The sequence below is a fragment of the Congregibacter sp. genome, assembly GCF_047617445.1.
In the GTDB taxonomy this organism is placed as follows: Bacteria; Pseudomonadota; Gammaproteobacteria; order Pseudomonadales; family Halieaceae; genus Congregibacter.
Window position 1 is genome coordinate 11,994 of sequence record NZ_JBLGBE010000001.1, and the last position, 12,782, is coordinate 24,775.

General features: G+C 56.3%; 12 protein-coding genes. 5 read left to right on the forward strand and 7 right to left on the reverse strand.

From position 1 onward, the window contains the following. The first annotated feature begins 14 nt into the window (after positions 1 to 14). The 5 genes from mreC to ACI9KD_RS00090 are packed head-to-tail and all read left to right on the forward strand — an operon-like array spanning position 15 to position 7,363. Entirely contained in the window at positions 15 to 890 is an 876-nt protein-coding gene (mreC, locus tag ACI9KD_RS00070) for a rod shape-determining protein MreC (RefSeq protein ID WP_414979094.1), read from the forward strand. After that, entirely contained in the window at positions 883 to 1,368 is a 486-nt protein-coding gene (gene mreD / locus ACI9KD_RS00075) for a rod shape-determining protein MreD (protein WP_414979095.1), read from the forward strand. Before mreC ends, mreD begins: the two co-directional genes overlap by 8 nt. Then, the gene (locus tag ACI9KD_RS00080; RefSeq protein WP_414979096.1) at positions 1,368 to 1,964 is read left to right on the forward strand and encodes a Maf family protein; all 597 of its coding nucleotides are present in this window, start codon (positions 1,368 to 1,370) and stop codon (positions 1,962 to 1,964) included. Before mreD ends, ACI9KD_RS00080 begins: the two co-directional genes overlap by 1 nt. After that, entirely contained in the window at positions 1,961 to 3,415 is a 1,455-nt protein-coding gene (rng, locus tag ACI9KD_RS00085; RefSeq protein WP_414979097.1) for a ribonuclease G, read from the forward strand. Before ACI9KD_RS00080 ends, rng begins: the two co-directional genes overlap by 4 nt. 27 nt (positions 3,416 to 3,442) lie before the next feature. Next, complete coding sequence (locus ACI9KD_RS00090) at positions 3,443 to 7,363, forward strand: YhdP family protein (RefSeq protein WP_414979098.1); 3,921 nt, start codon at positions 3,443 to 3,445, stop codon at positions 7,361 to 7,363. On the opposite strand, the gene yjgA is transcribed toward ACI9KD_RS00090, so the two are convergent. From yjgA to ACI9KD_RS00125, 7 genes are all read right to left on the reverse strand, one after another. Next, positions 7,314 to 7,856: a ribosome biogenesis factor YjgA gene (gene yjgA / locus ACI9KD_RS00095; RefSeq protein WP_414979099.1), complete on the reverse strand. Its 543-nt coding sequence runs from the start codon at positions 7,854 to 7,856 to the stop codon at positions 7,314 to 7,316. The genes ACI9KD_RS00090 and yjgA overlap by 50 nt on opposite strands. After that, positions 7,849 to 9,201, reverse strand: coding sequence for a magnesium transporter (gene mgtE, locus ACI9KD_RS00100; protein WP_414979100.1), 1,353 nt, complete (start codon positions 9,199 to 9,201; stop codon positions 7,849 to 7,851). The genes yjgA and mgtE overlap by 8 nt, the downstream gene beginning before the upstream one ends. Beyond that, positions 9,198 to 9,467: an HPr family phosphocarrier protein gene (locus tag ACI9KD_RS00105; RefSeq protein WP_414979101.1), complete on the reverse strand. Its 270-nt coding sequence runs from the start codon at positions 9,465 to 9,467 to the stop codon at positions 9,198 to 9,200. The genes mgtE and ACI9KD_RS00105 overlap by 4 nt, the downstream gene beginning before the upstream one ends. An 8-nt stretch (positions 9,468 to 9,475) precedes the next feature. Beyond that, positions 9,476 to 10,330 (reverse strand): RNase adapter RapZ, encoded by an 855-nt coding sequence (gene rapZ, locus ACI9KD_RS00110; RefSeq protein ID WP_414979102.1) that lies wholly within the window; start codon positions 10,328 to 10,330, stop codon positions 9,476 to 9,478. Next, on the reverse strand, positions 10,330 to 10,830 hold the full coding sequence (locus ACI9KD_RS00115) for a PTS sugar transporter subunit IIA (RefSeq protein ID WP_414979103.1): 501 nt from the start codon (positions 10,828 to 10,830) through the stop codon (positions 10,330 to 10,332). The genes rapZ and ACI9KD_RS00115 overlap by 1 nt, the downstream gene beginning before the upstream one ends. A 7-nt stretch (positions 10,831 to 10,837) precedes the next feature. Then, entirely contained in the window at positions 10,838 to 11,125 is a 288-nt protein-coding gene (gene hpf / locus ACI9KD_RS00120; protein ID WP_414979104.1) for a ribosome hibernation-promoting factor, HPF/YfiA family, read from the reverse strand. A gap of 72 nt (positions 11,126 to 11,197) precedes the next feature. Next, positions 11,198 to 12,679 (reverse strand): RNA polymerase factor sigma-54, encoded by a 1,482-nt coding sequence (locus ACI9KD_RS00125; protein WP_414979105.1) that lies wholly within the window; start codon positions 12,677 to 12,679, stop codon positions 11,198 to 11,200. Positions 12,680 to 12,782 lie beyond the last annotated feature (103 nt).

Sequence of the window (12,782 nt, forward strand, 5' to 3'; positions counted from 1 at the left end):
ATTGCCCGCCTTGGGTGCTGCCAATCAAGCCGCTGTTCATACAGGAATCAAATCTCGGCCTTAGGCTTTTTCTAGCGCTGTTGCTTGTGGCGGCGCTGCTATGGGCGGATCTTCGCTACAGCGGCCTGGCAACGGTACGTTCCGCCATAGATACCGCGCTCACACCCATTTATCTGATTGCCGATATTCCTTCGCTTATCGGTGATTGGCAGGACAATACCATTCGATCCCGGCAGCGATTGTTAGAGGACAACGATCGATTGCGGCGAGAGAATTTGGTGCTCCAGGCGCGATCACAGCAGCTGTCATCCATGCAGGCGGACAATGCTCGCCTTCGAACGCTACTGAATTCAACGGCACTGCTGCGCGACGATGTACTGGTGAGTGAGATCATTGGCGTGTCCCCGGACCCGGTGCGCCATCAACTGGTGCTTGATAAAGGCGCCGAGGCCGGTGTGTATTTGGGTCAGCCGCTAATCGACGCCCAGGGGCTGATTGGGCAGGTGGTGGGGGTTGGTATGACCACCTCTCGCGTACTGCTGGTGACGGATTCGACGCATTCCGTACCGGTGCAGGTTAATCGCAGTGGCGTGCGGGCCGTCGCCGAAGGCATGGGCTCCCTTGATCAACTGGCGGTGCACCACGTCACGGCGACTACGGATATTCAGGCCGGCGATCTCCTGGTCACGTCTGGGCTTGGCGGGCGTTTCCCCATTGGCTACCCGGTGGCCATTGTGTCCGCTGTAGAGCGAAGCCCCGGTGAAGCTTTTGCACGGATTATTGCAACACCCACCGCCGAGTTGGATCGTGCTCGGCATGTTCTATTGGTGTTTAGTCGATCACCGTACGTTGAGCCAGAGCTTAATTCCCGGGAAGATCCGGGTGAGTGAGCGTGTCAATGGCTACTGGATCATTGTTGCGTCGTTACTGCTTGCGGCAGTTCTTGCGGTCCTGCCGCTCACTCGATCACTCATTTGGTGGCGCCCTGAGTGGATCCTGCTGGTGCTCCTGTATTGGACCATAGCCCTGCCACATCGGGTGGGACTGGTCACGGCATTGGCCGTGGGCCTCTTGGTCGATGTTATGGAAGGCGCGGCGATAGGGCAGAACATGCTCTGTTTAGCGGTGGTCGTTACTCTCGCGCGGTTCATGTACCAGCGCGTGCGCGTGTTTTCTCCGCTCCAGCAAGCCTTGGTGATTTTTGTGCTCGCGGGACTGCATCAGCTGATTACCCAATGGTTGCAAAGCTTGCAGGGAGTCGGTGCCTCCGAGTTTGCGTTTCTCTTTCCGGCGCTAAGCACCGCCTTGCTCTGGCCGCTCGTGATGCCGGTATTGCGTGAATTACGCCGTAGCTACAAGGTCAATTGATGGACTCGAGGTCACCGGAACTGGTTTTGGGGTCGGCGAGTCCACGGCGCGCTGAATTACTCGCGCAGTTGGGTTTGAGTTTCTCGGTTATCGCGGCCGACATTGATGAAACGCCCGTTCGTGAAGAGACGCCCCGGGACTATGTGCAGCGCATGGCTCGCGAAAAAGCTGAGGCGCTGGTCGGAATCGGTTCAGCCTTATTGTTGACCGCAGATACGACTGTTGTGCTCGATGATGTGATCCAGGGCAAGCCCAGGGATAGAGCGGACGCCCAGCGAATATTGAAAGGCCTAAGCGACAGGTCCCATGACGTTTATACCGCGATTTGTGCGCGGCAAGGTTCGCGCAGCGAGACCGTACTCGTACGCACGGTTGTTGAGTTTGCAGCACTGACTCCAGCGTTGATCAACGCGTATCTGTCGACGGATGAGCCCTGGGATAAAGCCGGCGCCTATGCGATTCAGGGATTTGCGGGAAGTTTTGTTCGCCGTGTTGATGGCAGCGTCAGCAGCGTGATTGGCTTGCCATTGGTGGAAACTCGAGAGCTACTGGCGCGCTTTGGAATTGTCGCGCGTTTGCAGGGAAGTACGGCGTGAACGAAGAAATCCTCGTCAACGTCACTCCCATGGAGGCGCGGGTTGCGGTCGTAGAAAATGGCGCTGCGCAGGATATTTACATTGAGCGGCAATCGAGCCGCGGTACCGTCGGGAATATCTATGTGGGTCGCGTGCTCCGGGTGATGCCCGGCATGCAGGCGGCGTTCGTTGACTTTGGAGTTGAACGCAGTGGGTTTATCCATCTTACAGACGTTCTAGGTGTTGGCGCTGCGACAGAAGAGCGGATTGCAGATCACCTGCGCGAAGGACAGCTCATCACCGTTCAGGTGGCTAAGGACCCGATCAGCAAAAAGGGCGCACGGCTCACCAGTCAGTTGTCGGTGTCGACGCGGTATTTGGTCTTCATGCCTCAGAATGACCACGTCGGTGTGTCCCAGCGCATTGATGATGTCGAAGAGCGGGCGCGACTACAGCAAGTGTTGGCCGAATCTTTAGACAGCGAAGATAGGAGGGGTGGCGGCTACATATTGCGTACCGCAGCGGAAGGGGCGGGCGATAGCGAGATACGCGCGGACCTGAGATTCCTGAAACGGCTATGGGCGGTGGTATCGCGACGCGCAGCGGCTGCTCAGGCCCCGGAGCTACTCTACGAAGATTTGCCCCTGCAGCTTCGAGCAGTGCGTGATTTGGCGCGTCCAGGTATGCAGCGTATTTTGGTGGATAGTCATGACCACTACGCGGTGCTCAGCGAATTCTGTCTTAAGTACATGCCCGAGGTGGCAGGCCTTGTCGAGTTGTACGAGGGCGAACGACCGATTCTTGATCTCTACAGTGTGGAAGAGGATTTACAGCGTGCACTTGCACGTGTGGTACCGCTTAAAAGTGGTGGCCACTTGGTTATTGATCAGACCGAGGCAATGACCACGATTGATGTGAATACCGGGTCCTTCGTCGGGCGCCGCAATCAGGAGGAAACGCTGTTCAAGACCAATCTCGAGGCGGCCACGGTCCTCGCGCGCCAGCTCAGATTGCGCAATCTAGGCGGTATTGTGATCATTGATTTTATTGACATGCGAGACGCAGAGCATCGCCGTCAGGTGCACCGGGCTTTGGAAAAGGCTATGGCGCGTGATCCTGCGCGAAACAAAATCACCGGTGTTTCTGAGTTGGGCCTTGTGGAGATGACCCGCAAACGGACGCGGGAAAGTCTGGAACGAATCCTCTGTGCGGACTGTCCAACTTGTGACGGACGAGGTGTGCTCAAGACAGCCGAGACCGTATGTTACGAGATAATGCGGGAGATAATGCGAGATGCCCGCGCTTATGAAACGGGTGGTTTGATGGTGCTGGCCTCTCACACGGTGGTTGATCGATTGCTGGACGAGGAGTCCGCAAACGTTGCGGATCTGGAGTCATTTATCGGGCGCAGTATCAGTTTTCGCGCCGAGCCGGACTATACACAGGAGCAGTTTGATATTGTGTTGCTCTAAGGCCAGAAACAACTGGGGTCGTCGAGTATGAACGATCACAGGGCAGCAGAAAGCCTGCCGCTGCGAGGTCTGCATGCGCTGGCCCCCTGGGCCTGGCGCCTTCTTGTGGCTTTGATTGTGTTGCTGGCTGTGTATGTCGCCGCAGGCAGCTTTTTGATGAAGCAAATACCCGCGCTTCGAGACCCGGTGCTCGAACAGATCAATCGTCAGCTACCGTTTACCGTTACCGTAGCTAGTCTCACCGGAGGCTGGGACGCGTTCAGTCCCGAGCTGAGTTTCATGGACTTGCGGATCACTCAGACGGATGAGCAGCTCCCACCTATCGCTATCGGGCGTGGCTCTTTTCGGCTAGACGTCCCAGCCAGCCTGTTGGCGGGGAGCCTACAGTTGTCACGTATGGACGTGGCGGGGCTCGCACTTGACGCTGGACTGAGCGAGGACGGTGTCATCGAGATCGCGGGCTTCGCAGCCGGTGGTGGTAGGGAGTTCAAAGACTGGATTGAAGATTTTTTGCCGAACGTAGAGCGTGTGGCACTGTCAGAAAGCGCACTGCGTTTGGATACCCCCGGCGGCGCTATCAGCCTGTCGGTAGATTTGCTCTTGGAACGTGAGGGTAACGACCGGCGTCTTCACGGAATGGTCAAGGGTGACAGCATCGCACTGGAGGTCAACGCCGAGGGCGTGGGAAACCCCTTACGACCTTTGTCATGGACCGGGGATGTCTTTGTCGATGCCAAAAGCAGCGACCTTGCTGCGCTGAGTAACTTGTGGAGCATCCTGAATTTACCCTTTCGACTTGCAGGATCAGCCAGCGCACAGTTTTGGCTGACCCGCGCCGTGGGAAATTCCACGGCGACGATGCGTTGGGAGAGTGCTGCTTTACAGTTAGATGAGCTGGACGGTGCCTGGTCTCTGCCACTGGACGCCTTGTCGTTCGAAGCTGCTCTGGCGCAGCGCTCCCGTCATTGGAGTTTGCTCACCGAGGATTTTCACATAGAGCGCGCCGGACAAGCCTTGAATCTTGATCGGGCACAGTTTGATTGGTTGGGACAGGCGCTGCGTATTCGTGCCAGTGATTTGGGCTTGTCTGGCCTGCCTACTTTGCTCGCGGCGGCACCCGGGTTGCCCCAGGGCCTGCGGGACGTGTTGCCATCTCTGGCGCCGGAGGGAAAACTCAGTGTCCTGGAGTTGCGTCTGGATGATCTTTCGGATCCAGCTGGCAGTTGGCAGCTGCGTACCGCGATAGACGATTTGAGTGTGAGTAGCTGGCGGAACACCCCGGCGTTGACGGGCGTCACTGGTTATCTCGAGTTGGAGCCAGGTTCCGGGCGGTTAAAGCTCGATGCTCAAGATTTCAGCATGCACTATCCCTCGGTGCACCAGGAGCCTCTGCACTACACGGATGCGCTGGGTGACGTTTACTTAAATTGGGACAGCGCTGGCCTGCGAGTTGACAGTGGTCTCATGCGTCTGGTCAGTGATGAAGGTAAGGCGAGTGGTTTGTTTGCGGTGGATATTCCCTTTAGCGAACGGGTGACCGGTGTGGAATTAGAGTTGCTCATTGGTCTGCGGGATTCGCAGCTGCAGGAGCGCGCCAAGTATTTACCCTTCACGCTGCCGGATCCACTTCTGGGATGGCTAAATCGCAGTATTGTGGACGGCAAGGTCGACCGCGCGGGTTTTATCTGGCGCGGCAGTACCAGTCGTCGCAATTTCCCGCATATGACGGTGCAGTTGTTCCTCGATACGAGCGAGGCCACCCTGACATACGACCCGGCTTGGCCGACACTCACTGATGTCCATGCCACCATTTGGGTCGATGATAGACGAACTTGGGGGCGAGTACCGACGGCGCGCAGCGAGGGCGCTCAGCTAACGGATTTGATGGTTCGGGTCTTGCCTCAGGCGCCGGGGGTTTTACTGGATGTTGCCGGACACATCGAGGGGCCTGCGAGCGCTGCTGGCTTGCTGTTGCGTGACTCACCGCTGCGTGGGATTACCAACGATGTGTTCGCGGATTGGCGCTTTGCCGGGTCCCTGGAGGGCGACCTTGCGCTCACCTTGCCCATCGGTGGTGATGCGACCGGCCCCGATGTGGATCTGACCTTGCTGCTGCGAAAGGCCTCTGCAGAAATTGATCAGTTGGGGCTCACGGTTGATGGCATCGAGGGGCAGTTGCGTTATCGCACGCGAGAAGGTTTTACCGGCAGCGCTCTGCAAGGAGAGACCCTTGGCGGACTTGTGTCCTTAACTACGCTTGCGGAGGGTGAGGGTGGCGAAGGGGGCTTGGATCTGTCTCTTGAGGGTGAGCTCGACACAACAGCAATAGCTGCCTGGCTGTCTCAGCCGCTGCTGAACTTTGCCACAGGAACTAGCGGGTTTTCCGGCCAATTACTGCTCAGTGACAGGACTAATCCGCGTTTTCATCTGACGTCCGAATTAGTGGGTGTGACACTTGATGCACCTAGGCCATTTTCGAAGAGTCCCAAGCAGCCCTTAACGCTGAATCTGACTATACCCCTGGTCGCAGATCCCGTTATGGCTATCGAGTTGGGTGAGCGCTTGAGTATGCAGTTGGTTATGGCGGGAAACACGCTCGCTAAGCTTGCTGCGAGCGTGGGCGGGATTGAAGTAGATCTGCTGAGTTGTAAACAACGCCTGTGCCTTACCGGAACGCTATCTTCTTTAGATATCACGGAGTGGAGTGATTTCTACCGCCGTTACTCCAGCATGCCGAGCGAAACTTTATCGGCTGGCAATATGGGCTTTGATGCGAAGCAGTCAATGTTGCCGACGCCATTATCTGAGGCCGCTGTTCCTGACTTTGAGTCTGCCTTGAGTTATCAGATCGATTCTCTGGACGTTGGACATTTGAGTCTGGCGTCGCGGGACTTTGGTCGTGCACGGGTGGATCTTTGGGGTGTGGAGAACTTGTGGCAGGGAGCTATTGAGTCCGGGTCTTTGCAAGGGAGCCTTACCCGAAAGAATGGCCGACTACATTTGTTGCTTGAGTACCTTGATCTCGCGCGTTTCGGTGACGGAGACCCGCTAACTTTGGATCAAGTTCGGGCGACCGTACCGAGCATGCGTGTTGATGTACTGGAGTTGCGCAGTGGGGGTAGAGCCCTGGGTGGCCTGGGTTTCGATTTGGATACCCGTCAAACCGATGGCGCGCTGTACGCGACGGGCATCGGGGGAGAACTCTGGGGAATGCAGCTCGATGCGCCTCAGCCTGGAATGCTGCGATGGTTTAAAGGCGGTGATAGCGAGATAACGGCGCTGGAAATCGATGCGGCCTTCTCGGATTTGGGTGATGTGATGAGCGCTGCTGGCTTTGCACCGACTCTGGAGTCCGAAGCTGGATCCTTGTCTGTACGATTACATTGGCCAGGCCCCCCCACCGCTTTTTCTGCACTCGAAACGGATGGTTCTATCCAGTTGGATGCGCGCAATGGACGCTTGCTGGAGTCCGGCCCCGGAGCCTTGTCGATGATTAGTTTTCTGAACTTTGCAGAAATTTTACGCGGCCTGAGTTTGAGTCACATGTTTGAGTCCGGGATTCCTTTTGTGACTGCAAGTACCGAGCTGTACCTTCAAAGCGGAGTCATTGAGGTGGCGGACTTGCAGATCGATGGCGCTGCAAGTGCATTTGCGTTTACGGGTCTTAGCGATCTGGCCTTGGGGACTATCAATGGCGAGTTGCTTGTCACATTGCCGGTCGCCAACAACCTGCCTTGGGTGGCGGCTCTAGCGGCGGGCCCGGCCGTCGCAGCGGGAGTATTCGTTGTGAGTAAAGTGTTTGAGAAGCAGGTAAACCGTATGTCCTCGGCAGTCTACGAGGTCTCTGGTCCCATAGAGACACCCACGGTGAAGTTTCGTCGCCTCTTTGACGACAAGCTCACGCCAAGGACTGAAGTTCCCGAAGGTAGCGAAACAGACGCCGGCTAGCGGCGGGGGGCTTGTCTGCCGCGGCCTCTTTTTGAGCCTCGCGAATCAGCTGTCTTAGCTGTTGTCGATCAGCCTCCGGGTGTTTGTCGATCACCTGGCCCAGGGCTTGGTCGCCATCGCTAATCAACGTATCCCGTAGAACCTCAAGTTCCTGGAACAAGAGGGTTTTGTCTTTGCGAGACTGATAGAGCGCGTCAAGCGCCCGCTGCAGAGGTTCAGGGTCTATGCGCCGCATGAGTTTGCCGATGTACTGCCGGTGTCGACGCATCGCACTGTTCTGCCTGATGCGCGAGCTTTCCTCTATCGCCGCATGAAGATCCTCATCGTCGATGGGTATCTTTTTGAGCTCCCGGGGGCTGAGAGCACAAAGTGCTTCTCCCAGCTCCTGTAGAGCTGTCATTTCTCGCTTTCGAGCTGACTTACTGGGGCCTTCATCGAAGTCCATGTCCGGGTCGTCGCTTTTGGCGCGTTTTCCTCTAATTGGTTTAGGCATAGAACACCGTTGCAAGTCCCAGGAATGACATAAAGCCCACTACATCGGTGACTGTGGTCAACATCACGCCTCCAGCGAGGGCAGGGTCGATTTTCATGCGTTGAAGAGCGAGGGGCAGCACTGCACCAGTAACTCCAGCGGTAATAAGGTTGATGATGATCGCCAGGGCAATAACCAGGCCCAGGATGTTGTCGTCGAACCACAGGGATGCGGCAACGGCCACGACCATAGCCCAAAGAAGGCCGTTGATAGCCGCAGACGTCAACTCACGACTGACAAGCCAGCGGGCGTTGCGGCGATCGATCTGCCCTAGGGCTAACGCGCGCACAAGCACTGTTAGTGTTTGGGTACCGGCAATGCCGCCCATGGACGCAACGATGGGCATCAGCACTGCGAGCGCGACCACTTGCTCAATGGTGCCCTGAAACAGGTTGATTACCGATGAGGCAATGAAGGCGGTGAGTAGATTGATACCTAGCCACACGGCACGGCGCCTAGCCGTCTTGATGGCCGGAGCAAAGGTATCGTCGTCTTCATCCAGGCCGGCCATGGACATCAGGGAATGGTCCCCATCCTCTCGGATAACGTCCACCACATCGTCAATGGTGATCCGGCCGACAACGTATCCTTCGCTATCCACGACGGGTGAGGATACCCAGTCATTACGCTCAAACAAGCGTGCAACATCACTGTCGGGCATATCCGTATGAATGGGCTTACGCATGGTGAGCATGAGTTCGCGCACCGAGCTGCCCGGATCAGAAACCAGCAGTGTTCGTATAGGCAGCAGACCCACATAGTGATCGTCGCGACTCACCACGATTAAAGTGTCCGTCATCTCAGGGATTTCTTCATGACGCCTTAGAAAACGCAGTACCACGTCCAGGGTCACATCCGCGCGGATCGTGATGGTGTCGGTATTCATGAGACCACCGGCGGTGTCCTCGTCGTAGACCATTACCCGCTCGAGCCGCGACCTGTCCTGCTCGTCCATCGCTTGCAGTACTTGCTGGGTGAACGATTCGGGCAACTGCTGAAGGATGTCTGCGACATCATCATCGTCCAGCTCTTCGGTAATCTGTGCGACCTGGTCCGGGCCCATGGCCTGCAGGAAGTCGAGTTTAAGTTCCTCGCCGAGCTCGTTGAGTACCTCGGCTTCCTGGGAGCCTTCGAGTAGTTGCCATAACACGTGTCTATAACGCGGCGGAGAGGACTCGAGGATATGCGCTACTTCCCCGGGTTCCATTACGCGGATCAGGCGTCGAACGTCGAGCAGAGTTCCGCTCTCCAGAGCCCGAGAAACGCTATCGCGAGAGCGTTTCTGGTCTTCCTGGAGCGTGTTCACTGGCCTTCGCCAAAGAAGTCATTTACCAGCTCGTGAATCGCCGCAGTGGCTTCGTCTTCGTCACTGCCTTCTGCGCGGAGGTTCAAGGTGCTGCCTTTTCCCGCGGCGAGCATCATTACTGACATGATGCTCTTGCCGTTGACCCACTGCCCATCCTTAGCGACCTGGATTTGACTGCCAAAGCGACTCGCACAGCTGACAAACTTGGACGCAGCGCGAGCATGCAAGCCAAGTTCGTTGATGATAGTGAGTTCGCTTTCGATCACGGCGAGTCCTACTGAAGCTCGCGATGGCGAAGCTGGAGCTGGGTGAACTGTCCCTGAAAATAGGTATACAGGCGGTGGGCCATATACACCGAGCGGTGTTGCCCTCCCGTGCAACCCAGCGCGACCGTGAGATAACTGCGGCTACTTTTTTGATAGGCCGGAACCCATCGTTTAATGAAGCCTGCGATATCCTCAAAGAGTTGCCCGGTGATAGCGTGCTCTTCGAGATAGTGTGCGACCTCGGGGTCTACACCGGTCTTATTGCGCAGTTCGGGTGACCAGTGCGGGTTGGGTAGCATTCGCAGGTCAAAAATCAGGTCCGCATCCCCCGGGACACCGCGTTTAAAGCCAAAGGACTGAAAAAGAATAGCCATCTCTTCGGCTTCTGAGCCAACGAGTTTCTGCCTGATGGCATCTCGAAGCTCGTAGATCGTCATCGCCCGGGTATCGAGTGTGAGTGTCGCTGTGGCGGCCAGGGGTTCGAGTAGTTCACTTTCGTAGCGAATGGCTTCGGCCAGCGGCAGACTCTCAGTGGTCAGGGGGTGTCGACGACGGGTCTCACTGAATCTTTTAATTAAGGTCGCTTCATCGGCATCCAGATACAAAATTCTGCACTGTACCTCCGCGGAAAGTGATTCCAGCGTTGCGTTAAAGTCCTGAAGATCGCGAAAGGCATTCCTCGCATCGATACATACAGCGATGCCGCGAAAATGCTCTGGGAGCCCTGGGCCCGTGTCGCGCACCAATGCCGGGAGCAATGAGGCGGGAAGATTGTCGATAGCGTAGTAACCCTCGTCCTCCAACTGATGCAAGGCGGTACTTTTGCCCGAGCCCGAGCGTCCACTGATGATGATTAAGTCCACTACTGTGTGCCCGCAGCCCAGTTGATCACTGTGTTGAACAAGGCCTCGTTACTCTCACAGCTCCGTAAAGCATCACAAAACTCCGCCTGAGAGAAGAGTCTTGCCAGGTCAGCCAGCAGATTCAAATGGTCCTGCGTGGCCTCGCTCGGGACTACCAGCGCAAACAAAAGATCAACATTCTCGTCATCGGGTGCATCGAAGTCGGCTCCGCTGGACAGAGTCAGGATCACGCCGCAGGGCGAGTCGCAGTCGCTGAGACGACAGTGGGGTATTGCGATGCCGTTACCCAGGGCCGTGCTGCCGAGTTTTTCTCGCGCGAGCATGCCGGACACAAGTTCGTCCGGATGAAACTCCTCCCTATCGCTGCCAAGGACGTCCGCGATCAGCTCGAAAATACGTTTTTTTCCGCCGCCGGGTATCTGGCAGAGGCTGCGCGAGGGCGTCAGCAAATCACTGACGCTGGTCGCCGTTGTGGGTAGATCTTCGTTCATTGCTTGCATGCTGTGCTCAATGGGATTGGTGTTTTTCCTTATGCTTGATCAGTTGACGGTCAAGCTTGTCAGCCAGTGCGTCGATCGCTGCATACATGTCTTCGGAGTCTGCCGCGGCAAACAGATCTTTTCCCGCTATGTGCACGGTGGCTTCTGCTTTCTGTACCATTTTCTCTACAATTAAAGTGACGTCAGACTTGCTGATCTGGCTGTAGTGCCGCTGCAAACGTTCAAATTTGGCCTCTACATACTCTCTAAGAGCATCGGTGACTTCGACGTGGTGTCCGCTGATTACAATTTGCATGCGCTTCTCCTTGTTTTTACATTTAGCTACGTCATTGTCGATCTGTTCTTGCGCCTTGAAGCGCCGTTTCTTCTACACAAGCCGTTTGCGCTCGTTAGAAGGTGGAATATTCAGACTGTCCCGGTATTTCGCGATCGTTCGTCTTGCCACCTGAATACCCTGATCTTCCAGAAGAGCCGCAAGCTTGCTGTCGGACAACGGCTTGCGGGGGTTTTCAGCGGCGATGAGCTTGCGAATCAGGGCGCGTATCGCTGTTGACGAGCAGGCGCCGCCGCTCGTCGTTGCCACATGGCTCGAGAAAAAGTATTTGAGCTCAAAAATGCCCCGGGGTGTGTGCATATACTTGCGCGTAGTTACCCGGGAAATAGTCGATTCATGCATCTCAACGGCCTCTGCGATGTCGTGCAGAACCAGCGGTTTCATAGCCTCCTCGCCATATTCGAGGAAGTTACGCTGGCGTCGCACTATCTCTGTAGACACCTTCATCATCGTTTCGTTGCGACTTTGTAAACTTTTTAGGAACCATTTCGCTTCCTGAAGGTTGTCTCGAAGGTAGCTGTTGTCGGCGCTGTTGTCTGCGCGTTTGATCATGCCCGCATAATGGGTGTTGATGCGCAGTCTAGGAGCGGTATCAGGGTTTAGAGCGACCACCCAGCGGCCTTCCTTGCGACTTACAAAAACATCCGGGACGATGTACTCCGTCTCGTCATCGCCAAACTGTTTGCCCGGGAGGGGGTCTAAGGACTGCACAAGCCGGAGCGCGCCCCGCAGGCCATCCTCGGATAGCTTCATGCGGCGCATGATCTGCGCGTAGTCGCCGCTGCTCAGTTGATTAATGTGTCGGTTAATCAAAATCTTGGCCTGATCGAGAGAGGGAGTATCTCGATCCAATTGTTTCAGCTGTAACTGTAGACACTCCTGCAAGTCCCGGGCGAATACGCCCACGGGTTCAAATTGCTGGAGTGCATGCAGTACCGCGGTTATCTCTTCGCTCTCGATTTCTAATTCCGGGGGAAACAGTTCAATGAGGTCTTCGACAGTGCTGTTGAAGCGTCCGTTGGCATCTGTGGCATCGATGATGGCCAAAGCAACAATACGGTCATCATCGGACATCCGCGTCAGGTTTAGCTGCCAGCGCAAATGGTCCTGGAGGCTTTCACTGCCACGGTTCCGACTGTCAAAGTCGAAGTCTTCGCCGCCGCCGTCGGAGGGGGCCGGTGCACTGGAGGGCAGAATATCTTCCCATTGAGTATCAATGGGGAGATCGTCTGGCATGGTGGCTTCAAAGTCATTGTCGGCCGAAGAGTCGTCGGCGTTGCTGCTGCGCTCCGGGTTGTCCATCGGCCCTTCATGGGCACCGGACTCATTGGTAGTCATCTGTTCTGGCACGTCAGAATGCTCTTCTTCTATTTCGAGCATGGGGTTTTCTTCCAGCGCTTGCTCGATCTCCTGCTGTAAATCCAGGGTGCTCAGTTGCAGCAGGCGAATAGCCTGTTGCAGCTGCGGCGTCATGGTCAGCTGTTGTCCGAGCTTTAGGTGTAATCCTTGCTTCATCGCGCGATGTTTCCGCTGTGTTGCGCTGCGCTCCGGCGGTCTCATGCCACTTGCTGAAGGCGCGTTTTAGCGCGCACTCACCTTATCTGGGCGGGCGCGCTTC